The following is a 26,934-nucleotide window of genomic DNA, read 5'->3' on the forward strand; positions in this document are numbered from 1 at the left end:
CCTTTTTTATTTTTATACATAGTAGGATACTATCGTTCCTATTATTCCTGCTATCGTCACTATTCCTACAGCTGAAACAATACTTATGGTTAGCCTGTTTTTCCATATCTTCTGATCCTGTTCATCTGCACCTGCCTTTCTTGCAAGAAAGTATATTGCAAATAAAACACATACAAGAGCACCTATAGCCTGTATCGCAACCGTTGCATCCTGCACAAGTTTCTTTGTCCCTGTCACTACTTTATCATTTGCAAGATTTCCGCCATCATTGTTATTTTTTATTTCTGCAGTTGTATCTGCCTTATTGCCTTTTTTACCTTTTTCTCCATCGGCATAACTACTTACAGTAAATAATGAGCCTGATAGCCATATTACAGTAAATATAAGCACTGCCCTGATAAACAACCTTCTTAACTGCATATTTTTTGTGGATACATTATGCATATTCATGTCCTCCTGTCATCAAAATACTTATTGTTTCATCTTTTATGTTCCAATACTCCTGTCTCCTTGGAAGCCTTTCCTTTCTCATCTTCTGCCTGTAATACCTCACTTTCCTATCTTTTTCCTTTGTTCCCATATTAAGAAGTCTTACATATTGCCACTTCGAAAAATCATCTGACTTCATCACAGCTGGATTTATTTTACTTATCATAAGTAAATATGGAGAATTAAACAGTGCAAGTTCATTTACCTGTAAAAGATTTCTTCCACTTAGTTGTTTGCTGAATGAAGAACTTGGATTCTTATTAAATTCTGTTGAACCCGACAATGAATATGACGATACTGTATACTGTGAGAGCTTTGCTGAAAGAAGCTCCAATGTTTCTTTATTTCCGGTTCTTAAATATATCCATATCTGGCAGTTTCCGTAAATGGTATCAGCCCCCTCTTTTTCGTAAATTCTAATTAACTGAGAAAGGTCTTGAAGGAATAGATTAAATCTCACTCCTTTTCCTCTTGATACTGTAATCATTTGTAGAAAATTAGGAATTGCAGGATAATTACCAAATTCATCCAGAAGATAATTACACCTTATCTTTAGCCTTCCTCCAACCAAATCAGCCATTTTAGATAGTGCTTGGTATTGTAACCCTACATAAAGAGCTGCAATTTGATTATATGTGTCACGATCCTCTGGCAGTATTATAAATACTGCCATTCTCTTTATTCCAAGGTCTTTAAGCTCAAACTCAGCCTGACTTGTCATATCCGCCAGTCTTTGTGATGTAAATAACTTTAATGTAGTTAGAGCAGATGTGTAAAAACTTCCTCGTGTTCTGCTTGGTGCTATTTCACCTATAGCAAAAAGACTTTTTGCCGGATGAGTCTCATTAAGGCTTTTTGAGTATTCATTCACCGGAAGTATCATTTCTTTTCCTATCTGAATAGGCTTACACATTTCAGCCAGGAAATTATAAACATTAGCAAAATTCTGATATTCTGGTCTGTTTCTGTTGTCATATACTACAGACATTATGGCACCTGCTATTATTGATGCTTCACCATTCTGCCATATTGGCTCACCTTTTATTTCACCTACAAGCTGTGACGTTATATCCCATACAAGCTCCACTGCACTGTCAATATCGTCCTTATTAACAGCATCAATTACAGGCTTTAGGAAATTAAACCTCGTGCTTTTAAGCGGATTTTTGAAATCAAGGTACACCACTTCATATCCAATGCTTTTTAGAAATTTTGCTGTAAACTCGCTAAGCTCACCTTTTATGTCTGTAATCACCATGTTTTCACCAGCAAGTCCCAAACTTACAATGCTTTGTAATACCATAGTTCTTGTCTTACCACTTCCGGTTTCTCCTATGGTCAAAGTATGTAAATCTTCATTTACAGAGTAAATTCTCTCCTTTCCATTTGGTAAATTTTCCTTTCCCAGTACCAGTCCTCCTCTGTCAAATAGCTGCACCACCTCCTTTGATTTTGATTTTATATCGTAAGCAGCTTTATGCCCGTTAACTACAGTCTCTTGTTTGCTGCTAAACTGTCTTTCTTTTCCTGAATGGCTTAATCCGATTTCTCTTAATTTCCTCATAAGTTCTTCCGGAATTTCATCATGTGCAATTCCTTCAATATTATTTACATCCTGAATTAAAGCTTTTCTGATTTCTTCCATCTGATTTCTTGTAAGTCTCGGATTAAGCAAATACTTTTCTACAAGTCTCTTATTCCGTATTTTTTCACTTTTATACGCAAGTCTTATCTGCTTTAACTTATCTGCACTATATGTATTGTTTGCAAAAAGCTGAATATGACCTCCGGATATTCCATCTTCTATTGCATATCTTATTTCTCTCAGTTGCTCTATGCTTTCATAACGAACCTTTACCATATATTCATATATCAAATTTCTTTTTAATGTATTACTCACCTTGTTGACAGCTATCACTACTTCATTAAATTCAATTGGTGATAACTTTGCATAATATTCATCAAATTCAATATCCTTTATTTCACTTCGCTTTAAGTCATCAAGTGATAAATTAGATTTAAGAATATATCTAATATCTTTTCTGTTTCCTAAAAACTTTATTATTTCATCTATATTCTTATCTTTTTTATATGCATCTTTTTCGCTATCTAAAATAATACCAATATTTTGTTCTTGGTTCTCATAAACATCCATTTCCGTATCCGTTATTTTAGAAATCTCTCCATCTTCAGCCTCATTGTTTTTATATACCTGGTAGAATTCACTATCATAATCTGTCAATTTAAAATCTACATAATCAAGAAATTCTTCAACTTCCTTTTCTGTTGCAAATCTAGCACTTCCATATTGTCCTTGACCTGCCGGTACCGGTATACGAATTTTATCTGTAACCTCTATCAAATCACTTACATATTGTTTATCACCTATTAACCATACATACACACTGATTATTAATGCTAAAACTTCGCTGTAAAACCACATTTTAAGATGTTTAAATTCCATAAAATGGAATACCATAGATTTAAGGTCTGGCAATTTATGTTTCAAAAGTCCAATAAATAGAGGAAACATTAAGTGAATTACTAAACTAATAAGAAAAAATACTAAAATGGAAGTATATACTCTTATTTTAGCTGCCTTGCCTCTAACTATTCTAAGCTTCATCATTTACCATCCTTTTAAGTTTATATTACTAATTGATAACTTGATGATTATTTCTCACCAGCTTTTCCCATACCTTTATGTAAGTAGCAAGTATTGAGCTTACTACCCCTATTCATCATCTTCGTCATCATCTTCTTTTTCACTGTCGTAAAATCGTGACTCTCTCATTTGTTTTGCTGTATATTCACCCACTGTTTTTTCCTCATGTTCTTCATTATTATTGGTTACAGAAACTATATTAACATTTCCATTAAATACATTTCCAGACACATTGTTAATAATTTTATCCCTCATATTATTTACCTCCAAAGTTTATTTCAACTCTTGTCTACATGTTAAATTGTTTTATTACTAACCCATTTCATAGCTATCATTGAGTATTTCCTCATATAACTCTTCATGAACAGCATTTTCCTCAACAAGTTTTTTTAGATGTTCATTTACATCTTTACCTCTAAATATAAGTCTGCTTAGCATAAAGCTATTTTCATATTTGTTTACAAATTTTTCTCTTGCAATTTCTCCTGCCTCATCATTATCAAGGGCAAATTCTATGCTTTTGATTTGTGAATTTTCATCAAGCATTCTATGCAGTGCCTTTTCTCCTACACCTCCAAGTGATAATAAATTATCTGGATTTAAGATATATCCCTCTTCAGCTTCTTGCTTCAAAGTCATATAGCTCATAAGGTCTATTGCTGATTCAAATACAACCAACTTATTGCTTCTTGGATTAGCAACTTTAAAGCCAAATGATTTATCACTGTTCTTAGCTTCAGCTTTGAAAGGTTTGTTTTCAGCCGTTCCACGTATCATTGCATATTTTACTGAACCATCCTTTGCCTTACCTATAAAAACCATTCCACCTTTATCATTTTCATAAAGCTCACCTCTTTTTACAAAAAAATCGACTGTTTGCTTACCTATTTTTCTTGTTTTGATAAGATAAGCGTATAGTCTTTTAAATTGAGCTGTTTTTTGCGGAAGTTTTATCTCTCCTTTTACTTCTTCTTCAGTATCCTGATTTTTATAATTAGATATTTCTTTATAATTCTTTATTGAATTATCAGAATTGGCTGCATTAACAAAATTATCTAACAGGTATTTAACACTGTCTTTCCAAGTCTTACCCTCCACATTCATTAAAAACTGTATTACACCTCCGCCGCTTGAATTGCTAAAACAATGCCATTTGTTTTTATCCGAATTAAAGAATAATCCACCATATCCTTCAATTTTATACTCATTCAACCCAATTTTTTTAGGCTGATATCCTAGATCCTCCACTAACTCTTTTAATCCTACTGAATCAGCTGCATTGATTTCTTCATTACTAAACATTATCTCACCCTCCAAAAAAAATTATCTCTCAATTCCTTTAGATTTTTTAGATTCTTCCTTATAAAACATCTTTGCCATGCTGCCATCAGAGTGTCCTACAGAGCCACCATCATTTTTAATATCATCTGTTTCAAGTAATTTTTCTATATTATCTAACGCATATAAATATTGTTTATTAGTATTATACTTATCATCCTTATTAATATTGCTTTCTTCTTTATTATTTATTAGATTCTGATTTTGTTTATTAAGAGCTTTTTCCGCAAAATACTTTGCAAGTGCCTCTTTGGTAAACGGAGTAAACCCCCTTTTAGGAAAACCAAGCTTATCACTGTTTATCTTTTTATCATTAAACATATACGTTATGTCTTTTCTTGATTCTGAAAGTCTAACCTTCACTCCATTTTCGTTAAGTAACTTTACAAACTCTTCCATTGATGACGAAGCTTCTTTAGCTTCCTTACAAATATGAAATATTTCTTTTTTCCAGCCTGCTCCTCTCTTTTCTGCCTGATACTCAGCATTTTCAACATGCTTTCCCTTTTCCTTACTTCTGTCATTTATTATGCTGATGCCATAACTTAATGCAATCTTATCTGATAACTGCTTCATCGCCTCAAGCTCATTAGCTGTTTGCTGCCATGCTTTTCCATTTGTCACATTTGTAGTATTGATTATAAAGTGTGTATGTATATGCCCTGCGTCCGTATGAACTGCATAAACAACCTGATATTCTTTAAAATAAATAGAGCTTGCAAATTCATCAGCGATTTTTTTTGCAAGCTCCGGAGTTATGTTAGGATCCTTTGGATCAAAGCTCTGTACAAAATGTACTATCATTCTTTTGCTTGTATCCAGTTTTGATTTTGGCATTTTATTATATGTCATCTTGTTAAGCACAAACTCATTGAAAGCATTGTTTTTATTGATAAGATTTATACTTCCTATAAGACTGTCATCTGTTTTTCCCTCCTCCAGTATATACTTTATAGCATTTTTCATGTGTGCTGTGGTCTTATATGATATACGCTTACCTTTTTTCTCTTTCTTTCCTACCACCCTTTCTATTATAGGCACGTTCCTGCCCTCCTTTTATTTCTATAAGGTAGCTTATGACTTTAGCAATCAGTTCATTAAACTCTCCAAAGTCTACTGTTTTCATAATACCCTGATTGGCAAGCATTACTATCTGGTTTATATTGCTTCCAAGTCTATTTATTTCTTTGGTAAAGTCTTTGAGACCATCAATAATGATTGTATTACTGATAACTGCCTTTGCTATGTAGGCACTTCTTGACATAAGGCTTTTTCTTGCATTAGTGTCTATCTTCTTAAGAATTTCCCTATCAAGTTTTATGTGAATATCCACACTCTCCTTATAAATGTAATTATCATCATTAGAGCTGCATTCTTCTAAAGCCTTCATAATACAATAAGAAGAGAGGCTCAGTCCCTTACTTTTTGCAGTCTCTGAAATTTTCTTTTTTTCTTCTTCAGTTATCCTTAAGTATATACGGTCTGTTTTCATTCTGCTCCTTTTAAGGCTGCTTATATCATTCTATTCAATGTGCTTAATATTCTCTGAAAAAATTATAATACCATTCATCTTTAAACTCTTTTATTAAAGTCCATCCATTATTTTTCCATAAATCATAATAATGTCTCTGATGATGGTTTATTTTGAATAATATAATGCTTATTCTGGAAAAAATCATATTTACCATAATTCTGTCATTTTCATTTTTTATCGGTAAAGCCAGATATTTTAGCAGGTTAGCTTCTTTATCAATATAAAAAATTTCTTCTCTTTCCATGCCAAGATACTGCTCAAAGTCATATGTAAATATATTTCTTAGCACTATATGCAAATCTCCAATTAATTCTTCTTTGAACTTCGTCATATCTAAATCTGTAAGTCCGCTCCAGTCTGTGAGTATTTCTGTTTTATACCCTTTGTACTCAGACTCCTTTAACTTCTTTAATTTCTCATTATATTTTCTCATTTTATAGAAATGATATCTAGGCAAGCCAAATGTGCAAATATTTAATAATAATAGTAATGAAGCAATGACTAGCATAGTGTCTGTAAATGTCCATTCTCTCATATTGTATTTTCTCCTAATCCTCAGTTTTTATGTCAAAATCATATTCAACCTTAATTGTGTTCTTAGGTACATATAATTTAATTTTTTTAATATCTTCAAAGCCGTCTTTAATAATTTCTGCATATGCTTCATCATCTGTTTTAAGTGTTTTATAAATAATAGTTTTTTCAGCATCAAATTTTATTAATTTAACTCCTCCATCATCCAGTATCTGATATGACAAATAATAATCATTCCTATCAATTCTTCTGTGTCCTATAGTAAAATAATCCTCATAATTACTTTTATATAAAATATTTTTTAAAAAAATTTTATGAACAATTGATTCGTTTTCTCTGTCAATAACAATTTTTATTATATAAATCGATACTATATGCGTCAAAAAAAATACCATTGTATGTATACAAAATATTGCCATAATTTCCATAGATATTTCCCTTCTTTCCAGCAAAAAGCATATTAATACACCCCTTTCCTCATCCGACCTTAACTTCATATCACTGTGTTACTTTGTTGACATTTCCAACTTCATATCACAATGTTATTTAGTCTTCATTTTGTGACTCTGTATTATATTCTTCTGAATATTTCTTAAGTAACTCGTTCAGGATTAAAATTATTTCATCTTTATTTTTATCAGGAAAATATTTCTTTACTGTCTTATCAATGCTGTTATCTGACGATGACTTATTTTTTGTAAATATTTTATCTAAGTTTTCTTCAGTAACTTCACTAAGCTTTTTTATTTCCAGACTTTTCTTCCTGTCAATTTTTGACTTCTTTTCTTCCTGATATTTGCATATAACGGACTGCTCATCTGCTGTCCTGAATGAAAGGTTGTATGCTGCCACTAAATCAATCAGACCTTCATTCAGCTTTTCTTTAAGATTTTCATCCAAAGTGTCTATTTTGCTATATCGTGCAATTGACATTGGAGAAAGGTTAAATTCTATTGCAGCTTTTTCCTTGCCTGAAATAATTTCTTCTGTATTTTCCTGTCCCAGTATCTCACTAACCTTATTTATCAGGTCTGTTCTCTTTCCCTGTCTCTTTTCAGCCTTATAATATGTCGCAATAACAAATGCTTTTTCGCTTGGAAGCAGGTCATTTAATGAACGCTGCATCATATTACTTTCTGATACTATAAGTTCTGCTGTCTCATCATCAATTCCTCTTAATATCCTGACCGGAACTTTCAGGAACCTTTTATCTGTTTCAGAGAGTATCTTTGCAACATTATACCTGTTATGTCCTGCAAGTATCTCATACTTAGAACTTCCTTCTATCTCCCTTACAAGTATAGGCTGTAATATCCCATATCTTAATATACTTTTTTCCATTTCTTCCAGTCTCTCTCCCTCATAAAGTTTAAATGGATTTCTGCTGTATGGTATAAGTTCATAAATACTTACTTCTGTTGTTCCTGCTTCATTTTCATCTGACATTCCGGTATCATTTGCTCCAGAACGAAATATTGAATCAATTCCTAATTTCTCTGTACTGCTCAGTTTTTTCCCAAAGTCTTTCATTCTTCACACACCTCTCTTGCAAAGTCTGCATAGGCAGTTCCTGCCTTATTGCTCTCATATACAACCGGTCTGTTATAAAGAATACTTTCTCCCACCTTAATAGTCCTCGGTATCTTGGTTTTATATATTTTTATCTTACCTGAATAAGTATCTGAAAGTAGCTTATCTACATATTTTGACACGTTTGTATTTTCAGAATACATGGTAATTAATATTCCATCTATAATCAGTTCCCTGTTTGTCCTTTTCTTAACCTGGACAATAGTGTTTAAAAGAAGCTCCAAACCTTTTGCGGAAAGATACTCAGCCGTAACCGGTATAATCACACTTCCACTTGCTGTAAGTGCATTTACCGTAAGCATTCCAAGGCTTGGTGAACAGTCAAGTATTATATAATCATATTCATCCTTAATTTCTTCCAGTATCTCTCTCAGTCTGTATTCTCTTGAAACAGCCGTGACAAGCATTGTCTCAACTGATGACAGTAATATGTTACTTGGAATTATATCAAATTCTTCCTTATGTACTATTGCCTTTTCTACATCTACATCTTTTTCGTTAATGCTTTCGTACATTAATGTCGCAATTGTTGTTTCCAGCTCATCCGGATTATCCCATCCTGAAGCAACCGTAAGTGAAGCCTGTGGGTCAAAATCTATTAACAATATCTTACTACCATTTTCTTTTGCAAGTCCTGCTGCTAGGTTTAACGAAGTTGTTGTTTTACCAACTCCTCCCTTTTGGTTTGCCACTGCTATTATTTTTGCCATTTTATTTTTCCTTCTTTCTACTTTGTTTTTAGAGGGTGTGGGATACTTCCCACTTCTGCCGTCAAGGTGCAACCTTGCAAGCTCTATTGATGGAAATTTGTGCGTGTACGCACAAATTTCCATCAATAGGTAGCTTGCAAAACTTAACTAAGTTTTGTCTTTATCCCAAATTTTAAAGAGCCTGATACTGAAAAAAGAAATCTAATCAATCTCTCGAATCTAGCTGTTTTGAGTGTTCATTTTTAATATCTATGCCTTCCTCCTGGAACATAGATTAAACATCCAAACTCTCCGGAACGGTAATAAATGTAAGACTCCGCAGTTCTTATGAATAATTTTATGCCACTCCTGCCTACATACATAAACAGAAAAATCAACACACTTACTTTATAACTTACATCTGCGCATGCCGACATTATTGTGCTGATTACTTTAAATGCATTTTTGTTCATTAACCCCCCTTTAATCTCACTTCATATCATTGTATTATTAGGTAATGTGTCAGTTTAATCTGACATCCATAATATCAGGTTTCCTATTTCAACTTAGTATCACCATGTTATTTAGTGATATTATCAGTCTAATCCGGTATGTCATATTGTCCTGTACATTACCTAAACTTCATATCATTGTGTTACTTTGTAATATTTTCTACTATTTTCAACAAAATTACTAAGAGAAATAGTCCGGATGCCTTAATTTTATTCCTTCCACAAAATATTTTGCATAGCTGCAAGCAAACAAATTATCAGGAGTAATGTAGCTCCCTCCATCTTCGTCAGTATATCCACCCCACAAGTTAAATGCCAAAAGGCAGGCTTTGATAGAGCCACTTGTCTGCCAGCCACCATGTAGCCCTTCCAGCTTTATACAGTCCTCCTTGAAGTCGAACAGTCTGTTAATATTCTGCCTTGCTTCATCAGATAGTCCTATCACATAAAAGAATGCCCTGTGATATTCATCATTTACTTTGCACTTATCTAAATATTCAAAAAAGAACTTCTTGTGTTCTTTTGAATTAAATATAATATCCATAACAATCACTCCTTATTCTGATTTTGGACATAAAAAATCATCAGTCCTGTTCATAATTAAGACTGATGATAATATACAAATATTTTTATATCTTTTATTAATTTATATATATTTGGGTAAAAATACTTTACTTCTGGAAGTAAAAATACTTTACTTTATGAAGTTAAAAAAGTTTACCTTATAAGATAAAAAAAATTAATTTTCTTAAAAGATTTTTTGTAATTTTATCCATTTCTTCAAATGTATAATGTCGCTGTTCAAAATTATTAAAGCGGTTAATTACTGGTATGGGGCTTGGATTAGTCACAGATTCTGAAGATTTCATAATCCATCTATCTGTTATTTCTTTCATTTCTTCATCTGTATAATGTCGTTGCTCAAAGTCTGTAAAACGATTAATTACGGGTATAGGTCTTCGAACTGTAATACTATTCGGGGCTGTACTCGAAATGCTGAATGGATTTGCAATATAGTTTTCTATACACTTCAAGACATATCTGTATATGTTGTAAATCTTATAATTATTAAGTTGTATCTTGTATATAATCATTTTTACAACAGATGAGGGAATATTAATGTTTTTTTGCCTGATGATTTCCTTCATTACTGTCGAAATTCTTTCAGCTTTTAAGCTGTTTTCTGCTTCTGTATCACTTTTCGTGCATGCCACTTTTGTTTCTGTAAAAGCTTCCATTTCAGGTTTAACTGCATTGTTATTCTCGTCTGAATTTTCTTCATGACTTTCTTGAGCTTCTATATGTTCTTTGTATTGCTTAGCAAGAGTAGTATTCACATTTTCAAACCCCTGTTCTTGTAAGTTCACATAAATATAGGAGGCTTTCCCCTGCCCCCTTCTTACTCTCTGTATGTAGTTTATTGCTTCTAGTTCTTTAAATATTTTTATGGCTGTTGGTTTGCTTATACCTAATATATCCATAACTTTAGCAGTTGCACAGAACACAATAACTTTTCCATTTTTATCTTTAATATCATTCTGTTCTGACAGCCTTCTAAGTCCTTTTAAATAAGAGTATAACATTACTGCCTTAGTACTTAACGCTCCATTTGTAAGTGGCTCCAAATCAACCTTAAGAAAAAACATAGTTTTCTGTCTCCTTTATATTATTCTTATAAAGGATATAACATAAATGCCATAAGTGTTTAAGCAAACATCTGGGACTCTCACCCTCTGCCTATTTCCAGCTTAGCAGACCTTAACTTGTTGGAGCTTCTTATCCATTTACGTCTCGGCTCATCTGATTGCTTATGTCAGATGTAATATTCAGTTGTTTTTACTTGCTCCTCACCCTTATGTAAAAATTTTTGACTATAACACTTGACATATCTCTACAAATCCCCTAAAATAAGAATTGAGTTATGAATGCGATGTTATAGCAGAATGCGTCTTGGCAGACAACTAATATTCGGCTAGGTAAATGGTAGTTTACCTTATGGCAAATATTATTCTGTTATCAAAGAACGTAGGCATTGAGGATTGAATATCTTCAATGCCTACGTTTATTTTACACTATCAATATTTTATCCCCAAAATTGGGTTTATCATTGTATACACCTAATATGGGGAGAAAATTTAAACTGAATAAAAATAAGGAAATATGAAAAAATAAAAAAAATTCAATATTGGTATTGAAAAACAATAGAAAAGTGTTATAATGTGAAAAAATACGCCGATAAGCTTAAAGGTGAAGTTCAAACTTAAAGCTTATGACCTGATAATTGTAAGCTGAGTAAGTATGACTTAGCTTAAATTTTTTGTAAATATTATTAAAATTGAATCTTGACTATTAAGGATTGCCCACATTGACAACTAAATGTGGGCAATTTTTAATAAGTAAACCATGGGAGGGAATTTTTAAGAATGAAGAAAAAAGGATTTAAGAGTATTAAAACTATAATTGCATTAGGCGGATTTTTAATTATAAGCTTAGTCTGTCTGATTATTTTGCTGATAAGCTCCACTATGACAAAGAAGGCATTTAAATCGCAGATTGAATCAGATATGCTTTTTATTGCAAAGCAGGTTTCGGCAAAAATTGTATCAGATTTAGAAACCACAGAAAGTCTTGTAGAAGAGCTGGCACACAATCCTATACTGTCCGATGATGAATTTACACAGGAAGATGTAACAAATTTCTTTGAAAAAAGGGCATCAGAGTCTAATTTTAAAATGTTTTTAAAGATTGATAAAAACGGAAAGGGAACAAACCTGGATAAATCCGGCGCTACCTTTGATGTAGCGGATGAAGAATATTTTAAACAGGCTATGCAGGGGAAAACTTATACCAGCTCAATATTGGAAAACAAGGTAGAAGGCGGTAAAATAATAGTTATAGCTACTCCGTATTACGATGTTTATAATGGAGAGTTTTTGGGAGTTTTTGCCGGAATAAAAAGTGCGGATTTAATTTCAAATATATGTAAGGATTTTAAATGGGGAAACTCAGGAAATGTAGCTGTATATGATGAGAAGACCAATGTGATTGGAGCCATAGATTACAGTTCGGTTGAGAACGGGCTTAATATTCTGGAGAAGGCAGGCAGTGATACGGCATATAAAGAGGCTGCAGAATTTTTGAAACATCATATTGACACCGGTACGGATGGAATAGGCACTTATGAGTTGGGAAGTACAAAAAGGGTTGGTGCAGCCTGCAACATACCTGAGAGGAATTATGTTGCCATTGTTGCCATAGACGAGTCTGAGATATACGGTTCTTTAAATAAATTACAGTTAAGTCTTGTTTTGGTTACAATTATCCTGGCATTATTAGGCGTTGTACTCATTTACATCAGATTTGCAAGGCTTTTGTCACGTGCATTTAATAATTTAAAAACTGATTTGGAATATATATCAAACTATGATTTAACCCAAAATCCTACAAAAGACTATTCTTACAGAAGAGATGAAATTGGTGATATCTATAATGCCACTCTTAAGTTAAAAGAAAATATTACCTCAATAATATCAGGTATATCTGAACATGCCCAAAATACGGCAACAACTGCCGAAGAGCTTACTGCAACAGCTCAGTCTACGGCATCTGCCGCTAACGAGGTATCACAGGCTGTGTTTAATATAGCTGAGGGAGCTACAGGACAGGCTCAGGATACACAGAGTGTGGCTGAAAATATTGATAAGTCCAATGTATTATTAAACAATATGAGTGCCATCTCTGAAGAATTACGTAAGATAACTGAACTTATAAACAAAAGGAAGGAAGAAGGAAGCAAGAGTTTAAGTGAATTAGTCGCTGTTACAAATAAATCTACCAATTCTGCAAAAGAGATTTCTGAAATCATATTACAGACCAATGACAGCGCAGAGCAGATACAGGATGCCAGCAATATGATACAGTCTATATCGGATCAGACCAACCTGCTGGCATTAAATGCGGCTATTGAGGCGGCAAGAGCAGGAGAAGCAGGTAAAGGCTTTGCAGTAGTTGCGGAGGAAATCAGAAAACTTGCAGAACAGTCAGCAGGCTTTACGGGAGAGATAAAGGCTATTATACAGGGACTGAAAGAAAAGACTGAAAAAGCCGTTGTTACGATGGATATGGCTAGTGGTTTTGTGTCTGAACAGGAAGAAAAGCTTGAGGAAACAGGAGAGAAATTCAGACAGATATCCGAGGCTTTGGAAGAGAGTGAAAATATAGTTACAGAAATAGAATCAAGTACTAAAAAAATAGTTAAAAACAATGAGGCGATAACCCTGGTTGTAGAGAACTTATCAGCCATAGCCGAAGAAAATGCGGCAACTACAGAAGAAACATCTGCTGCTGTATCTACTCAGGTTCAATCCATAGAAGATATTACAAAGGCAAGTGAAAACTTAGCTGATATAGCAACAGGATTGCAGGAAGAAGTAGCCAAATTCATTGTATAGAACAAATTTACTGAGTTAAATGGGGCTGCCATAAAAGACAGCCCCTTAATCAATTAATCAATTTTCTTAATTACATAAATAATAGCTGCAAAATCACCGCCCATAGCATTTAAGTCTTCTCTGTCTACAGGTATTCCCATATACATCAGTTCATCACCGTAAGCCTTAAAGGATTTGGTTTTACCCGCTATCTCATAAGTTACTTCGTAGTGTGTATCAGGACAAAGCCCGAGAAGCTTAAATCTGAGGAAGGAAGCATTTATCTTATTAAGTCTCTGATAGTACATTGCAACAGCTTCACTCTTATCCTTGGCTACCACAGTCCAGGCTGTATCATTATGTTCAAACGGACTGAGTATTCTGTAGAAGTCACCCTTCATCTGGATAAGCTCTCTATGCTCCTTCATAAACTTAACCTGGGACTTAACAGCTTCGATTTCCTCATCACTTAAGAGGTTGAGATCGAGCTCATAGCCAAAGGTTCCAAAGTAGGCTACAGCCGCTCTGGTAGAGATTGGAGTATTCCTATGCATCTGATGGTTAGGAACGGCAGATACATGTGAACCCATTGATACAACCGGATACATATAAGAAGTACCATACTGTATCTTGGTTCTCTCGTTTGCATCGGTATCGTCACTGGTCCAGGTCTGAGGTGCATAGTGAAGTATGCCCGGATCAAATCTGGCACCGCCGCTTGCACAGGACTCAAAGAGTACATGAGGGAATTTCTTTGTCAGTTTATCATAAAGCTTATAGACACCGAGGATGTAGCGGTGCATAAATTCACCCTGCCTGTCTGCAGGAAGCTGTCTGCCGAAAGGTTCTGTCATATAGCGGTTCATATCCCATTTAATATAGGAAATCTTAGCACCGGATAAAAGCTTATCCATACAATCGTAGAGATAATCAACAACATCATCACGTGTCATATCCAATACATGCTGGTGTCTTGAATGGCATTCGAATCTGTCTGGTGTACCAATCAGCCAGTCAGGATGGTTTCTGTAGAGGTCGCTGTCCTTATTTACCATCTCAAGCTCTACCCAGATACCAAACTTAAGCCCCATAGCCTCTATTTTATCGGCAAGCCCGGACACTCCGCTTGGAAGTTTCTTGGTATTTACAAACCAGTCTCCGAGTCCTCTGTAATCATCATCTCTTGCACCGAACCAGCCGTCATCAAGGACGAAGAGTTCCACACCGACTTCTTTAGCTTTTGAGGCTATTTTTATAAGTTTTTCTTCATTAAAATTAAAATAGGTAGCTTCCCAGTTATTAAGGAGGATTGGACGTGCCTTATCCTTCCATTCACCCTGCATGAGATGCTTTCTATACAGGTCATGGAAAGCCTGGCTCATAGCGTTGTAGCCATTATTGCTATACACGAGCACAGCCTCAGGAGTCACAAAACTTTCTCCGGTTTCAAGTTTCCAGGAGAAACCTTCAGGATGGATGCCAAGCATTACCCTGGTCATATCAAAGGTGGAAACCTCAACCTGAGCAAGGAAGTTGCCGCTGTACACAAGATTAAAGCCATAAACTTCACCTGAACTCTCTGTAGTTTCAGGACGGCTGAGTGCGATAAAAGGATTATGGTCTGCACCTGAGCCTGTACCTGTAGCAGTACCTACTGATTGAATACCCATTTCAAGCTTTCTTTTTTTAATATAACGCTCTCTTGCCCAGGCACCGGAGAAGTGAAGCATTTCATAGTTCATATCAAGGAAGTCTACAGCAAAACTGAGAGCTCTTTGAAGAACTACAGGTTTCTCGCCCTTGTGATTAAAGCGTGTATGTCTTGTAATTACCGGATAATCAGCGTAAATGGTGTAGGAAAGCACCATGTCGGTACTTGTTACACAGTCCGTTAAGGTAATTTCAAGGGTTTCCGCTTCGGAGTCGTTTTCTACATAAGTAGAAGGAAGTGGAGCAAGACTTGGCTTGCCTTTTGTTATATTGTGGCTTACATATTTATATTCACTGATTCTGCTTCCATTTTCCTGAAGTACGGTGTAGGCAGGGCTTCTGAAATCTCCCGTACCGTAGCTTGGATATTCATCTCTTACATAATGTCTTGCAAGTATGCCGGGTTCTTCCACGCAAACCGCCATATGTGAGCGTCCTACCTCTTCATGATGGTGTGCAAAACTATCTCTGTCTTTAATAACCTTTCCGTAATAAAGATTTTCGATTCCTCCGTTTGCAAGTACGCTGATTACATAGCTTACTTCCTTGTTGAATAAGTGAAAGGTTTTTGAAGCTTCATGAAAAACTACTGACATAAAATCCTCCTTTAGATTTATTAAAAGAGCTGCTACAGAATAACTTATAATGTAAAACTGTGACAACCTTTTGAAAAATGTTGATAAAATAATTTGTATTAAAGCTTACCACCACTGGTTGCAATACCCTGAATAAATTGTTTTTGGAATATCAAAAATATGATTATCATAGGTACACAGGCTATTAAGGATGCTGCCATAAGTTCAGGGAACTTGGTTACATACTGTCCCTGCATCTGAGCGAGGGCAGAAGAAAGCACCAGAAGGTTTTTATCCTTGTTTACTATCATAGGCCACATAAGCTCTTTGTAAGCAAAAAGTGATGTAAATATACCAAGAGCTACCATACTTGACTTTGCAAGCGGAAGCATTACAAAGAGGAAGGTCTGTCCAATATTGCAGCCATCCAGCCTTGCAGCTTCTTCGAGGTCGCGTGGAAGGCTCATAAATGCCTGCTTTAAAAGGAAGGTACCAAAGGCTGTTACAAGTCCCGGGAATACAAGGGCAAACATTGTATCAAGCATGTTCATCTTACTTATCATAAGATACTGAGGAATTAAGAATATCTGGCTTGGTACCATCATCTGGAAAAGCACAAGGGAAAAAGCAAAGTTTTTACCCTTAAAATTCAGTCTTGCAAAAGCGTAACCGGCTGTAGTTGCAGTTACAACAGCACAGAGAACTCTGAAAACTATCATAAGCAAGGTATTCTTATATAATAATATGAAGTTCATGTTTTCCATTACTGACTTAAATGCATCAGTACGCCATACCTTTGGAAAAATCACAAAAGGATTTACCTGGGTAGCCTCCGTAACAGTTTTAAAAGAGGTAAGTATCATCCATATAAAAGGTACCAGCATGGTTATTGAAATTAAGATAAGAAACACCTGAACTATAGCCGCATTTATTCGTTCGTTTCTTTCTATACTGCTTTTTTTATCCATTGTAATCTCCTTTCTAATTATAGAATACCCACTTCTTCTGTGCTTTCATCTGGAATACTGTAATAAGTAAAATTATCACAAGTAAGAGGACTACTATTGTAGAACCATATCCAAGATTCTTCTGCGTAAATGAGTATTTATAAAAAAGGTATACTAAGGACTGGGTTTTAGGAAGCGCAGGGTTTGAGTTTACTCCGCCTGCCATAATCATAAAGATAAGATCAAATACCTGCATAGCTGCAATAACCCTCGTTACACACACAAAGAAGATGGTTGGTGAAAGTAAAGGCAGGGTAACATTAAAGAATGCAGCTATTCCGGTCGCTCCGTCAAGGGATGCAGCTTCATAATAATCTTTAGGAATTTCCTGAAGTCCTGCAAGAAAGAGGACCATATTGTAGCCCAGTACTGACCATATACCTATAATAGCAATGGAGAATATAGCAATACCCGGATTTGAAACCCAGTTAACTTTTGTGCCGAGTATATTGTTAATAAGGCCGAAGTCTGCATTATACAGCCATCTCCATACCATGGCTATAGCAGCAGGTGCAGCTACCATAGGTAAAAAGATGATAGTACGATAGAGAGAACGACCTTTCATTTTCCTGTTTAACAATACCGCTATTACCAGTGAAATTGCTATGGAAAAAGGGACTTCAACTATAGCATATTTAAAAGTATTTAAAAGTGCCTGCCATACTTCTGAATCACTAAATACCTTTATATAGTTACTAAATCCTACAAATTTATTTCCTTTACCAAAATCACCTGTCTTAAAAAAGCTTTGGTAGATAGTCTGAAATATTGGAATAATATTTAAAATAATAAGACCTGTAATTGTAGGTAAGATAAATAGCCAACCCCATAGGAATTCGCTTTTCTCTCTTGGAGTAAGACCTTTTTTTGTTGTGCTTCCCACGAATATCCCTCCTTATATAGGTTGACAGGTATAGTGAAAACACATATACCTGTCAAGATTTAGTTAAGAGCCGGATTTGGAATAATTACTCTTCTGCAAGAACTTCGTTCATCTTAGCAGCCATTTCCTTGCATACATCCTCCATGCTCTTTTCGCCGTTGTATACAGCCTGAAGGGCTGCATTGTCAGCATTTTCCCAGGTTATAGTGTTCTTTGAGAAAGGTCTGATAACCATATCCTGAGTCATATTTATATAAGCCTGAAGGTTGAATTTGGCTGAACCTGTCCAGGCTTCGGAGGTTCCTTTATAAGCAGACATAGTTACACCAAGCTTTGCCTGCTTTTCCTGTGCTTCTTTAGAGCCAAGGTATTCGATGAGTTTCCAAGCTTCTTCTGTATGAGCCCCGTTAGCGGAAGCCGCCCATCCAAGACCGTTGTAAATTGAAACTCTTCTTCCGGTAGCCTTATTCTTAGGAAGTTCAACTACATCGCAGTTAGCGGCTGTATACTCATTATCTCTGAAAGCCGCTATCATCCATGAACCCTGCATAGCCATAGCAACCTTGCCTGATGATAATAGAACATCTTCACCGTTTTCTGACATAGTCTGAAGAGAAGGCATTGAGCCATCCTTTATAGCTCCCTCAAGAAGCTTCATTGCCTCTATGGTCTTAGGATCATCCCAGCCTGATTTCTTCTTATCATCAGAAATTACATAACCGTTGTTTCCGTAAATCATGTTGTAGTAGCCTGCCTGGTTATTATCATTTCGAATAACAATACCATGCTGGCTTCCGTCAGCCTTTGTAAGCTTCTTTGCTGCAGCAAACATATCCTCCCAGGTCCAGTCAGCAGTAGGATAGTCCATCTTAGCTTCGTCAAACATTTTCTTATTGTACCAGAGAGCAATAGTATCTATATCCTTTGGTACTGCATAATATTTGCTGTCATATGTGTAAAGGCTCCATATATCATCCGGATAGTTTTCAGGTTTTATTACGTCGCTTTCTTTAATCTTATCTGTGAGGTCAAGAAGCATATCATTTGACATATATCTCTGGCTCTCATTTGAATGCATCCAGAATACATCAGGTAAAGAACCGCCCTGGGCACCGGCTTCAAGCATGGTCCAGTATTCATTCCATCCTACTACGGAAATGCTTGTTTTAATTCCGGTTTTTGCTGTGAAATCAGCCATAATTTCTTTGAGGCCGGGTTCCTGATTGTTATCCCAGATAGAAACATTAAGAGTTACATCAGAACCTGTGTTGCTTGTAGAACTTTTTGTGCTTGTAGAACTTGTTTGTGCAGCGCTGCCTGATTTTGCAGAACTTTTTGTGCTTGTGGTACTTCCACCCCCACCACAAGCTGTAAGGGAAAAGGTCATGGCACCTGCTAAAAGTAATGATAGAACTTTTTTCATTTTCATGGGTCATTCCTCCTTTAAATTAAACAATAAGTTCAAGTAATATTATAATAAAAATGTAAAAAATATACAATATAAAAATACTAAAATTATGATCATATTAATTTCATTAAGTATTTATACCATATATAGCTTTGGAAGGATATTAATTATTATAATCAATTTCTACAAAAATACAATTTTTTAACAATATACATTCAATTTTAATATAGAATAATAATTTTAGTTTTATTGTAGACAATTTTATAAAAATGTTATACAATTAAATTGTCCGAATATACTATATTAAGTGTAAATTATTGGAGGTAATTATGGATTTTAAAGAAAATTCAGAAAAAATATGGCTGGAGAATGAAGAAGGAAAAGTTGTTGCTTATGTTGAATTCCCTGAGATAAACGGTGTGGCAAATGTTATGCATACTGTGGTGGATAAGTCGCTTAGGGGACAGGGAATAGCCGGTAAGCTGCTGACAGCTCTTGTGGAAAAGATGGAGAAAGAAGGCAGGAAGCTTGAACTTACCTGTTCTTATGCCATAGATTGGTTTGAGAAAAATAAAGGGCATGAAAATGTACTTGCCGATACTAAAAAATAGTATGAGGAGATAAAGACTTAGATCTGAATCAGGTATTTTCAGAGAAAGAGGGATTATATATGAAAATATACAATACAACCCTTGTTTATATAGAAAAAGACGGAAAATATCTTATGTTGCATCGCAATAAGAAAGCTAATGATATAAGCGAAGGTAAATGGATAGGTGTTGGGGGTAAGTTTGAATTTGGTGAAAGTCCTGAAGACTGTATGGAAAGGGAAGTCTTTGAAGAAACAGGGCTGATTCCTGTAGGATATTTTTATTGTGGTATAGTTACCTTTGTTTCGGAAGATCTTGTAAGTCCGGAGAAAAATGAAACGGAATATATGCATTTATTTAAGGTAACAGAGTTTGAGGGCGAATTAAAAGTCTGTAATGAAGGGGAACTGGTATGGGTAGAAAAGGAAAAACTTCTTTCCCTGCCACATTGGAAAGGTGATGAACTTTTTCTTTCAATAATAAGGAATGGCAGCAGGCAATTCTTTTCAATGAAGCTCAGCTATGTAAACGGCAGACTGATAGAAGCTATTTATGATACGGTTCCTTGTTTCATAACTGAGAGACTCATTCTTAGGCCATGGTGCATAGATGATGTTGAAGATTTGCATAAGTACGCTACAGAGCCGGATATAGGACTTTCAGCAGGCTGGAAACCGCATAAAAATATGGAAGAAAGCCTTGAAGTCATTGAAAATATATTTATGAAGCCGGGTGTATATGCAATTGTATATAAAGAAACCAATGAAGTTATCGGTAGCATAGGTCTGCACGCAGGAGATAAGAGCAACAGAGGTCTGGGTTCTGATGAGCTTCAGGCGGAAGTGGGCTATTGGATTGCAAAGCCTTACTGGGGAAGAGGGCTTGTTCCTGAGGCGGCAAGACCATTGATAGAATTCGGCTTTTTGGAGTTGGAATTAAACCAGATCTGGATTGCATATTTTGATGGTAACAACAAATCGAAGAGAGTAGCTGAGAAGCTTGGTTTCACTTACAATCACTTTGCGGAAGAAGTCAGGGTGGAGGCTCTCGGAGAGACAAAAAAAGAGCATTATATGTTGCTTACTAAAGAAGATTTTAATGAAAGCATAAGACTTAGATATCTGCCCTATATAACCCCGAAGGCAGAGGCAGAGGCATAAAGAGTCAGAACGGATTATCACTTTTTAAATACTGATTTTTTATATTAAATGACAAAGACGAAGAATAAAACAAGAATAAAACAAAATAATGAATAATGCCTAAAGGCTGTACTTTTTATCCGGATTAAGATAGAATGAGTACAGTCTTTTTTATTTATAGGATACAATTGCCAAAAGTATAAAGATTCAATGTAAGCTTACTAGCCAGAGAATTTATTATTTTTGCAAGGGTTGCGAGAAACAAAGCTGTAGCAATTCTGTGTGCTCTTTATAAAAAATTTTTTCGAGAAATTTAGAATCAACGAAAGCAGGTATAATATGAGTAAAGTTAAAATAGCATTTTTTGATATAGACGGTACAATTTTAGAGTTTGGCAAGCCTGATATTACGGAAAAAACCAGAAAAGCCCTGTTGGGGCTTAAAGAAAACGGAGTGAAAATATGTATAGCCACAGGCCGTCCGATTATAAATGTTCCTAAGTTTGAAGGCATTGACTTTGATATGATAATTTCCTTCAACGGTTCACTCTGTATGAAGGGGGACGAGATAATTATAGAGCAGGCGATACCTGCCGAGGAAGTCTACAGGGTGATAAACAATGCAGCAGGAATGGGCAGACCTGTAGGTGTAGCAACTAAAAGCCGTATAGTGACGAATGGCTGCGATGACGCCCTGAAAGAATATTTTGAAGTAGCGAGCCTCGATGCTACTCCTTCGGAGGAATTTGAAAATGCAATCGAGGAAGAAGTCTATCAGTTTATGATGGGCTGTGAAAGAAGCGAATGGGACAGGGTGCTTGAAGGCACTGAAAATGTAGCCATAGCTGCCTGGTGGGATTGTGCAATTGATATTATACCGAAGGGCAGCGGTAAAGGAAACGCCATAAAGAAGGTGCTCGAGCATTTTAATTTTTCTGAAGATGAAGCCCTTGCTTTCGGAGACGGTGGCAATGATGTGGACATGTTACAGGTTGTCGGTACAGGTGTAGCTATGGGAAATGCTACGGATAACGTGAAGGCAGCAGCCAATGAAGTTTGTGGAAGTGTTGAGGAAGATGGAATTTTCCATTATCTTAAAGGAAAGAGACTTATATAAGTGTGATTATATGAAAATGTTAAATATTTCACATAAGATAGTTTGAACTTGCCTGTAAGTTTATTTTGTAAAAAATACAGAAAATGAGGATTTATGAAAATAGGATTTAATATATCAAAGGAGCAGAAAAAATTTTACAAGGCACTTTTTGCATTGGTTATTCCGATTACCATCCAGAATTTTATCAGTAGTGCCGTAAACTCTGCCGATGTGCTTATGCTTGGCTATGTAGGGCAGTCCGAACTGGCGGCGGTTTCACTTGCCAATCAGTTTCAGTTTCTGCTCTGGGGATTTTTCTTCGGAGTAACTTCAGGAGTTACTATACTTGCAAGCCAGTACTGGGGTAAGAGGGATACGGACTCTATTCAGGCTGTCATGGGAATTGCGATTAAGATTTCGGTGGTTGTTACAGCCCTCCTTTCAATCTGTGCAATTCTGTTTCCAAAGCAGCTAATGACAATATATACAAACGATGACCTGCTTAGGCAGATAGGTGCATCTTATTTAAGAATCATAGGAATATCTTACCTGTTGTTAAGCTTTTCACAGGTTTATCTCTGTACGATAAGAAGTATGGAGAGGGTGAAATTAAGCACAGCTATCAGCTCGGTTGCACTTGGATTAAACGTAGCACTGAATGCAGTCTTCATCTTTGGCTTACTTGGAATGCCTAAGCTTGGCGTAGTCGGAGTGGGGATTGCAACACTTATTTCAAGAGTGGTGGAAGTATCTCTATGTGTGGCTGATGCCGCTAAAGCAAAGATATTTAAGATAGATTTAAAACTTATGTTTGGTCATCACAAACTTTTATTCAAAGATTTTGTAAAATACGCAACGCCTGCTTTGGCAAATGACTTTCTGTGGACAGTAGCTTTCTCTACCTATTCAATTATTATGGGACATATGAATGAAGATGTGGTCGCAGCTGGCTCTGTTGCATCTACAGTGCGTAACCTATGCTCAATCGCCTGCTTTGCCATGGCAGGAGGGGCTTCGGTGCTTCTTGGCATTAAAATAGGCGAGGGGAAGATGGAGGAGGCAAAAGAATATGCTACCCGTTCCTGTCACGCAACCCTTGGACTTGGAGTTCTTACGGGGTTAATAATTCTGGCAGTCCGTCCTATAGTATTTATGAGTTTTACGCTTAGCGAACAGGCTTATAATTATCTGGATATTATGCTGATTATCAGTTCTTATTATGTAATAGGACAGGCTATGAATACCTTGCTGATAGCGGGGATTTTCAGGGCAGGAGGAGATTCAAGATTTGGTCTTATCTGTGATACAATAACAATGTGGGTAGTTGCAGTTCCGCTTGGATTTTTAAGTGCCTTTGTACTAAAGCTGCCGCCTATGGTTGTATATTTTATTTTATGTCTGGATGAATTCTGGAAAATTCCTGTTGTTTATAAGCATTATAAGAGTTTTAAGTGGCTTCAGAATATAACAAGGGAGTTGGAGTGAAATATCAAAGTAAAATAAGAATTAAGCTAAATTTATATGAATAAGGGCTTGCAAAATACTAATATCAAACCAAGAAACAAAATACCGCCAATAATATTATTTAATTTAGTAATATTATTGGCGGTATAAAATAATCGTTCCTACTTGTCTCTGTAGTGAGAGCCACACTGTGCTATCTCTATATTGCCATTTCTTATGCGATATACAAGACGGTTAACATCGTCTATTCTACGGCTCCAAAAACCACTTAAATCGCCTTTTAAAGGTTCGGGTTTGCCTATTCCGTCATAGCCATTTCTGTCAATATCTTGTAAAAGCTGTAGAATTCTTTTGAGAGTTTTTCTATCTTGTTTTGTCCAATACTCAAAATCTTCCCATGCTTCATCCTGCCATACTTTATTCATACTTTACCTCATGCACTTTTCCTTTACCTGCATTAAGGTCTGCAATGGATTTTTTAAGTCTTTCCATATTTTCTTCGGAATAAAATGGATCAACAGCTACCTCAAACGGTATTCTTTGTTCGTTTGCAAGCTTAGTAAGAAATATGTTTATAGCAGTTGACATTGTTAAGCCCATAGCTGCACAAGCACGTTCAGCCTTTGCTTTAACTGTATCATCTACCCTAAAATTAATCTGTGCCATAATTTTCCTCCTTTCATCTTGTATTGTATATTATTTTCTTTTCAATGTAAAGTGATTTATAGCATAAATGAGCTTAGAAAGTATTACAATTTAGCTATAAGAAACTAAAGTTATAGTAATTGTTATTAAATGGAGTGAAAAATAACCATTTAAAAACGGGAATAATAATGGTATAATTATACCACGAGGAGGTGAAAATAATGCCACAAATAATACCGATAAAAGATTTGAAAAATACATCAGAAATTTCTGAAATGTGTCATAGAGCTACTGAGCCTATTTATGTTACAAAAAATGGTTATGGTGATATGGTTATTATGAGCTTAGACACTTATGAAGCTACCATGAAACAGCTTTCAATGTACAGAGATATAGAAATATCTGAAAAACAGATAGAACAAGGATAGGTGAAAGATGCGAGAGCAGCACTTGGAGAAATGAGGACAAAATATGGGTTATAAATTAAATGTTACAGAGCATGCAGATAAATTGTGAGAAGAGTTTAGTTTTAGCTGTATTCACACTGTCTTTCGTTGTTATATATAGAAGTATCTTAATAGGTTTAGAAGACTGGACGGCTTTTAAAGATACTAAGCTGGGATTTCAGTTGTTAGCAGCTTTATTGCCTTCTTTAGCTATTAGCCTGAATGGACTTGCTTTAGGTATTAGGAAAAAAACAGTAAGTAAAGCTTATACAAAACTTAAAAAATTTTGTGCTAAAGTAAATGTATATTATCTATAAAATGAGATGGACATTATTTTTTTAGGGAGAAAGAATTATGCCAGGAATATATGGTTGCTAACTCTACTGAAGATACTGAATCAAGGGGAATAGGGTTCGGCTCCTTGATTATAGGCGTAGTCGGAATCCTCTTAACTCTTAGTTTTAAGAGAAGAAAATAGAAAATAGGCAGAATCATAATTACATATATGATGGATTGAAGTTGTGGCGAATGTGGCAGAACTGTAGTCATATTGAGGAATGTTATTAAGTTTAAATGCTATTATAAAAAGTAAAGAATCAGGCGCCGGCCAATCACTTAAACGGTGATTGGGATGGCGCTTTTTATTCAATTAAAGGGATTTTTTCAATCTGTATAACATCAATTTTTAGGCTTCCTTCTAAGCATTTTAACCACAAAAATCCTTTTATATCTGGTGAAACCGTAAAGAATTTGTTGCAGGTTATTTTTTTACCCTGCATAGCCAATATTCCGTTTCCAAAGAAAATCACTTTTACCACAATTTTTTCCTGGCTGTTGTGTTCCAGATAATATCCCACAGAATCCCCTGTTCTTAAACATAGTAATATTTTTTGGCAATCAGGTTGAGGCTCTCCGCCATATCTTTGCCAGTTCGGAGATCCTGTGTGACCGTCTGCAAAGCAAAGAGTTGCCTTGTCGGTTTTACGAAAATAAACATTTTCCTGTTTATGGCTTATAATCTGCTCAATATCGTATGCAGCTGCAGGAATCTCCAACGGAGGTCTGCGAAGTATAGCGTTTATAATTTTGGAACAATATGTAGGTTTAGCAATACATGAAAGAAATTCGTTAAAAATTGTTCTTGCAACAGTGGGTTTTGGCTTGATACCGCCGTCCAAGTATGTAAGAATTTGAACCCATCCGCATGGTTGCGAAAAAGACACAGGGGAATTGTGTGTTTCCATCTTTTTATATGACCAAAAACACCAGCCTATTCCTAATTTTTCATATAAAGGGAACATATATGTGTACCACTGAAGATTATTTTCGCCGCCCTCCCCCATCCAGATAGGTGTATTCAACCGCTTTCCTACATCAATATATTGCAAAAGACTTTCTTTGTCAGGATTACTCCAGTATTTGTGGAATTCAAGCATTATATTATCAGCTGCTTCTTCCGAAGTAAAACCTTTAAATACAGAAAAATCGGTAGCCCAATGCACACCTTCAAGTATGATGATATGGTTTTGGTCAACCTTACGGATGGCTGTAATAAGTCTGCGATAAAGGGGAAGCAGATGAGAATAATAAAATTGATTTTTTTCGGTAAGAGGTTCATTTAACAGGTCATATCCGCCAATACAGGGCTCATTGTTGTAACGCTCTGCCAATAAATGCCACATTTTAATCAGTAAAGCCTGATTCTCCGGATAGATAAATAATTCCGGGCGGTCAGCTTCGCTATCGTCAATATTTTCTCCGGTTTGTCCCCCGGGTGCTCCATGCATATCTAAAAAAAGGTAAAGCTCATATTTTTTACACCATTTAACACAATTATCTACATGCTTAAGGACAGCTTTGTTAAATTGGACGGTGCCATTAATGTCTATGTTAAATAAATTGCGGGAATTTAAAGGTAAACGAACTGAGTTTAAACCTTGCTTTGCAATCCATGCAATATCCGATTCTGTGATATATAGGCTGCGATACTTTTCCCAAAAAGAAGCTGCATAAGTTTTACCGCAGAGTTTTTCAATTAATGCCTCTATGCGACGTGGACGATCACACTTTGTATAAAATTTCCACATATAACCCTCGGGAAGTAACCAGCCGCCAAGACCCATTCCGCGGAGAATAAACGGCTTTATATCTTTATACAGAATTCCGTGCTTGATATATAAAAAATTCATTT

General features: G+C 35.5%; 26 protein-coding genes. 6 read left to right on the forward strand and 20 right to left on the reverse strand.

Annotated features, from left to right (window positions below):
- Positions 1-12: 12 nt before the first annotated feature.
- The 13 genes from GCWU000282_RS16010 to GCWU000282_RS16015 form a co-directional block, all read right to left on the reverse strand.
- Positions 13-444 (reverse strand): hypothetical protein, encoded by a 432-nt coding sequence (locus tag GCWU000282_RS16010; protein WP_051384184.1) that lies wholly within the window; start codon positions 442-444, stop codon positions 13-15.
- Positions 437-3,118, reverse strand: a complete 2,682-nt coding sequence (locus GCWU000282_RS17140; protein ID WP_023355313.1) for a VirD4-like conjugal transfer protein, CD1115 family — start codon at positions 3,116-3,118, stop codon at positions 437-439. Before GCWU000282_RS17140 ends, GCWU000282_RS16010 begins: the two co-directional genes overlap by 8 nt.
- A 105-nt stretch (positions 3,119-3,223) precedes the next feature.
- Positions 3,224-3,409, reverse strand: coding sequence for a hypothetical protein (locus tag GCWU000282_RS11525; protein ID WP_023355314.1), 186 nt, complete (start codon positions 3,407-3,409; stop codon positions 3,224-3,226).
- A gap of 57 nt (positions 3,410-3,466) precedes the next feature.
- Positions 3,467-4,456, reverse strand: coding sequence for a DUF3991 and TOPRIM domain-containing protein (locus GCWU000282_RS11530; RefSeq protein WP_023355315.1), 990 nt, complete (start codon positions 4,454-4,456; stop codon positions 3,467-3,469).
- A 21-nt stretch (positions 4,457-4,477) separates the two neighbouring features.
- Entirely contained in the window at positions 4,478-5,533 is a 1,056-nt protein-coding gene (locus tag GCWU000282_RS11535; RefSeq protein WP_035040647.1) for a relaxase/mobilization nuclease domain-containing protein, read from the reverse strand.
- Positions 5,487-5,984: a plasmid mobilization protein gene (locus tag GCWU000282_RS11540; RefSeq protein ID WP_023355317.1), complete on the reverse strand. Its 498-nt coding sequence runs from the start codon at positions 5,982-5,984 to the stop codon at positions 5,487-5,489. The genes GCWU000282_RS11535 and GCWU000282_RS11540 overlap by 47 nt, the downstream gene beginning before the upstream one ends.
- A 43-nt stretch (positions 5,985-6,027) precedes the next feature.
- Positions 6,028-6,561, reverse strand: coding sequence for a hypothetical protein (locus tag GCWU000282_RS11545; protein ID WP_023355318.1), 534 nt, complete (start codon positions 6,559-6,561; stop codon positions 6,028-6,030).
- A gap of 13 nt (positions 6,562-6,574) precedes the next feature.
- Positions 6,575-6,988, reverse strand: a complete 414-nt coding sequence (locus GCWU000282_RS11550) for a hypothetical protein (protein ID WP_156913140.1) — start codon at positions 6,986-6,988, stop codon at positions 6,575-6,577.
- Positions 6,989-7,106: 118 nt separating this feature from the next.
- The gene (locus GCWU000282_RS11555) at positions 7,107-8,090 is read right to left on the reverse strand and encodes a ParB N-terminal domain-containing protein (RefSeq protein WP_023355320.1); all 984 of its coding nucleotides are present in this window, start codon (positions 8,088-8,090) and stop codon (positions 7,107-7,109) included.
- Complete coding sequence (locus GCWU000282_RS11560; protein ID WP_035040650.1) at positions 8,087-8,860, reverse strand: ParA family protein; 774 nt, start codon at positions 8,858-8,860, stop codon at positions 8,087-8,089. The genes GCWU000282_RS11555 and GCWU000282_RS11560 overlap by 4 nt, the downstream gene beginning before the upstream one ends.
- A gap of 242 nt (positions 8,861-9,102) precedes the next feature.
- The gene (locus GCWU000282_RS11565; RefSeq protein WP_023355322.1) at positions 9,103-9,312 is read right to left on the reverse strand and encodes a hypothetical protein; all 210 of its coding nucleotides are present in this window, start codon (positions 9,310-9,312) and stop codon (positions 9,103-9,105) included.
- A gap of 220 nt (positions 9,313-9,532) precedes the next feature.
- Complete coding sequence (locus tag GCWU000282_RS11570) at positions 9,533-9,895, reverse strand: DUF6075 family protein (RefSeq protein WP_023355323.1); 363 nt, start codon at positions 9,893-9,895, stop codon at positions 9,533-9,535.
- A gap of 178 nt (positions 9,896-10,073) precedes the next feature.
- Positions 10,074-10,997: a replication initiator protein A gene (locus tag GCWU000282_RS16015; RefSeq protein ID WP_023355324.1), complete on the reverse strand. Its 924-nt coding sequence runs from the start codon at positions 10,995-10,997 to the stop codon at positions 10,074-10,076.
- Between the two features lie 777 nt (positions 10,998-11,774).
- Here GCWU000282_RS16015 and GCWU000282_RS16020 point away from each other — a divergent pair.
- Positions 11,775-13,802 carry a methyl-accepting chemotaxis protein gene (locus GCWU000282_RS16020; protein ID WP_023355325.1) on the forward strand — a complete coding sequence of 676 codons (2,028 nt, stop codon included), beginning with the start codon at positions 11,775-11,777 and terminating at the stop codon, positions 13,800-13,802.
- Positions 13,803-13,855: 53 nt separating this feature from the next.
- Here the strand turns inward: GCWU000282_RS16020 and GCWU000282_RS11585 are convergent, their stop codons facing one another.
- The 4 genes from GCWU000282_RS11585 to GCWU000282_RS11600 form a co-directional block, all read right to left on the reverse strand.
- Positions 13,856-16,087, reverse strand: a complete 2,232-nt coding sequence (locus tag GCWU000282_RS11585) for an alpha-galactosidase (RefSeq protein ID WP_023355326.1) — start codon at positions 16,085-16,087, stop codon at positions 13,856-13,858.
- A 98-nt stretch (positions 16,088-16,185) separates the two neighbouring features.
- A complete protein-coding gene (locus tag GCWU000282_RS11590; protein WP_023355327.1) occupies positions 16,186-17,034 on the reverse strand; it encodes a carbohydrate ABC transporter permease in 849 nt (282 codons plus the stop codon).
- Positions 17,035-17,047: 13 nt separating this feature from the next.
- Entirely contained in the window at positions 17,048-17,956 is a 909-nt protein-coding gene (locus GCWU000282_RS11595; protein ID WP_023355328.1) for a carbohydrate ABC transporter permease, read from the reverse strand.
- Positions 17,957-18,041: 85 nt separating this feature from the next.
- Positions 18,042-19,385 (reverse strand): sugar ABC transporter substrate-binding protein, encoded by a 1,344-nt coding sequence (locus GCWU000282_RS11600; RefSeq protein ID WP_023355329.1) that lies wholly within the window; start codon positions 19,383-19,385, stop codon positions 18,042-18,044.
- Between the two features lie 308 nt (positions 19,386-19,693).
- On the opposite strand from GCWU000282_RS11600, the gene GCWU000282_RS11605 reads away from it, so the two are divergent.
- From GCWU000282_RS11605 to GCWU000282_RS11625, 4 genes are all read left to right on the forward strand, one after another.
- A complete protein-coding gene (locus GCWU000282_RS11605) occupies positions 19,694-19,975 on the forward strand; it encodes a GNAT family N-acetyltransferase (RefSeq protein ID WP_023355330.1) in 282 nt (93 codons plus the stop codon).
- 59 nt (positions 19,976-20,034) lie between these two features.
- Positions 20,035-21,114, forward strand: a complete 1,080-nt coding sequence (locus GCWU000282_RS17145; RefSeq protein ID WP_023355331.1) for a GNAT family N-acetyltransferase — start codon at positions 20,035-20,037, stop codon at positions 21,112-21,114.
- 318 nt (positions 21,115-21,432) lie between these two features.
- Positions 21,433-22,209, forward strand: a complete 777-nt coding sequence (locus GCWU000282_RS11620; protein WP_023355332.1) for a Cof-type HAD-IIB family hydrolase — start codon at positions 21,433-21,435, stop codon at positions 22,207-22,209.
- A gap of 93 nt (positions 22,210-22,302) precedes the next feature.
- Positions 22,303-23,673: an MATE family efflux transporter gene (locus GCWU000282_RS11625; RefSeq protein ID WP_023355333.1), complete on the forward strand. Its 1,371-nt coding sequence runs from the start codon at positions 22,303-22,305 to the stop codon at positions 23,671-23,673.
- 140 nt (positions 23,674-23,813) lie between these two features.
- On the opposite strand, the gene GCWU000282_RS11630 is transcribed toward GCWU000282_RS11625, so the two are convergent.
- The gene (locus tag GCWU000282_RS11630; RefSeq protein ID WP_023355334.1) at positions 23,814-24,077 is read right to left on the reverse strand and encodes a Txe/YoeB family addiction module toxin; all 264 of its coding nucleotides are present in this window, start codon (positions 24,075-24,077) and stop codon (positions 23,814-23,816) included.
- On the reverse strand, positions 24,070-24,318 hold the full coding sequence (locus tag GCWU000282_RS11635) for a type II toxin-antitoxin system RelB/DinJ family antitoxin (RefSeq protein ID WP_023355335.1): 249 nt from the start codon (positions 24,316-24,318) through the stop codon (positions 24,070-24,072). Before GCWU000282_RS11635 ends, GCWU000282_RS11630 begins: the two co-directional genes overlap by 8 nt.
- A 200-nt stretch (positions 24,319-24,518) precedes the next feature.
- On the opposite strand from GCWU000282_RS11635, the gene GCWU000282_RS11640 reads away from it, so the two are divergent.
- Entirely contained in the window at positions 24,519-24,725 is a 207-nt protein-coding gene (locus tag GCWU000282_RS11640; RefSeq protein ID WP_023355336.1) for a type II toxin-antitoxin system prevent-host-death family antitoxin, read from the forward strand.
- A 659-nt stretch (positions 24,726-25,384) separates the two neighbouring features.
- Here the strand turns inward: GCWU000282_RS11640 and GCWU000282_RS11650 are convergent.
- Positions 25,385-26,932 carry a glycoside hydrolase family 5 protein gene (locus GCWU000282_RS11650; protein ID WP_023355338.1) on the reverse strand — a complete coding sequence of 516 codons (1,548 nt, stop codon included), beginning with the start codon at positions 26,930-26,932 and terminating at the stop codon, positions 25,385-25,387.
- Between the last annotated feature and the right edge of the window lie 2 nt (positions 26,933-26,934).

This window comes from Catonella morbi ATCC 51271, from assembly GCF_000160035.2.
Lineage (GTDB): Bacteria > Bacillota > Clostridia > Lachnospirales > Lachnospiraceae > Catonella > Catonella morbi.

What these genes read in the sequence shown, in the direction of transcription:
- GCWU000282_RS16010 (WP_051384184.1), bottom strand. Translation starts at nt 444, where the DNA reads ATGCATAATGTATCCACAAAAAATATGCAGTTAAGAAGGTTGTTTATC.
- GCWU000282_RS17140 (WP_023355313.1), bottom strand. Translation starts at nt 3,118, where the DNA reads ATGATGAAGCTTAGAATAGTTAGAGGCAAGGCAGCTAAAATAAGAGTA.
- GCWU000282_RS11525 (WP_023355314.1), bottom strand. Translation starts at nt 3,409, where the DNA reads ATGAGGGATAAAATTATTAACAATGTGTCTGGAAATGTATTTAATGGA.
- GCWU000282_RS11530 (WP_023355315.1), bottom strand. Translation starts at nt 4,456, where the DNA reads ATGTTTAGTAATGAAGAAATCAATGCAGCTGATTCAGTAGGATTAAAA.
- GCWU000282_RS11540 (WP_023355317.1), bottom strand. Translation starts at nt 5,984, where the DNA reads ATGAAAACAGACCGTATATACTTAAGGATAACTGAAGAAGAAAAAAAG.
- GCWU000282_RS11545 (WP_023355318.1), bottom strand. Translation starts at nt 6,561, where the DNA reads ATGAGAGAATGGACATTTACAGACACTATGCTAGTCATTGCTTCATTA.
- GCWU000282_RS11550 (WP_156913140.1), bottom strand. Translation starts at nt 6,988, where the DNA reads ATGGAAATTATGGCAATATTTTGTATACATACAATGGTATTTTTTTTG.
- GCWU000282_RS11555 (WP_023355320.1), bottom strand. Translation starts at nt 8,090, where the DNA reads ATGAAAGACTTTGGGAAAAAACTGAGCAGTACAGAGAAATTAGGAATT.
- GCWU000282_RS11560 (WP_035040650.1), bottom strand. Translation starts at nt 8,860, where the DNA reads ATGGCAAAAATAATAGCAGTGGCAAACCAAAAGGGAGGAGTTGGTAAA.
- GCWU000282_RS11565 (WP_023355322.1), bottom strand. Translation starts at nt 9,312, where the DNA reads ATGAACAAAAATGCATTTAAAGTAATCAGCACAATAATGTCGGCATGC.
- GCWU000282_RS11570 (WP_023355323.1), bottom strand. Translation starts at nt 9,895, where the DNA reads ATGGATATTATATTTAATTCAAAAGAACACAAGAAGTTCTTTTTTGAA.
- GCWU000282_RS16015 (WP_023355324.1), bottom strand. Translation starts at nt 10,997, where the DNA reads ATGTTTTTTCTTAAGGTTGATTTGGAGCCACTTACAAATGGAGCGTTA.
- GCWU000282_RS16020 (WP_023355325.1), top strand. Translation starts at nt 11,775, where the DNA reads ATGAAGAAAAAAGGATTTAAGAGTATTAAAACTATAATTGCATTAGGC.
- GCWU000282_RS11585 (WP_023355326.1), bottom strand. Translation starts at nt 16,087, where the DNA reads ATGTCAGTAGTTTTTCATGAAGCTTCAAAAACCTTTCACTTATTCAAC.
- GCWU000282_RS11590 (WP_023355327.1), bottom strand. Translation starts at nt 17,034, where the DNA reads ATGGATAAAAAAAGCAGTATAGAAAGAAACGAACGAATAAATGCGGCT.
- GCWU000282_RS11600 (WP_023355329.1), bottom strand. Translation starts at nt 19,385, where the DNA reads ATGAAAATGAAAAAAGTTCTATCATTACTTTTAGCAGGTGCCATGACC.
- GCWU000282_RS11605 (WP_023355330.1), top strand. Translation starts at nt 19,694, where the DNA reads ATGGATTTTAAAGAAAATTCAGAAAAAATATGGCTGGAGAATGAAGAA.
- GCWU000282_RS17145 (WP_023355331.1), top strand. Translation starts at nt 20,035, where the DNA reads ATGAAAATATACAATACAACCCTTGTTTATATAGAAAAAGACGGAAAA.
- GCWU000282_RS11620 (WP_023355332.1), top strand. Translation starts at nt 21,433, where the DNA reads ATGAGTAAAGTTAAAATAGCATTTTTTGATATAGACGGTACAATTTTA.
- GCWU000282_RS11625 (WP_023355333.1), top strand. Translation starts at nt 22,303, where the DNA reads ATGAAAATAGGATTTAATATATCAAAGGAGCAGAAAAAATTTTACAAG.
- GCWU000282_RS11630 (WP_023355334.1), bottom strand. Translation starts at nt 24,077, where the DNA reads ATGAATAAAGTATGGCAGGATGAAGCATGGGAAGATTTTGAGTATTGG.
- GCWU000282_RS11635 (WP_023355335.1), bottom strand. Translation starts at nt 24,318, where the DNA reads ATGGCACAGATTAATTTTAGGGTAGATGATACAGTTAAAGCAAAGGCT.
- GCWU000282_RS11640 (WP_023355336.1), top strand. Translation starts at nt 24,519, where the DNA reads ATGCCACAAATAATACCGATAAAAGATTTGAAAAATACATCAGAAATT.
- GCWU000282_RS11650 (WP_023355338.1), bottom strand. Translation starts at nt 26,932, where the DNA reads ATGAATTTTTTATATATCAAGCACGGAATTCTGTATAAAGATATAAAG.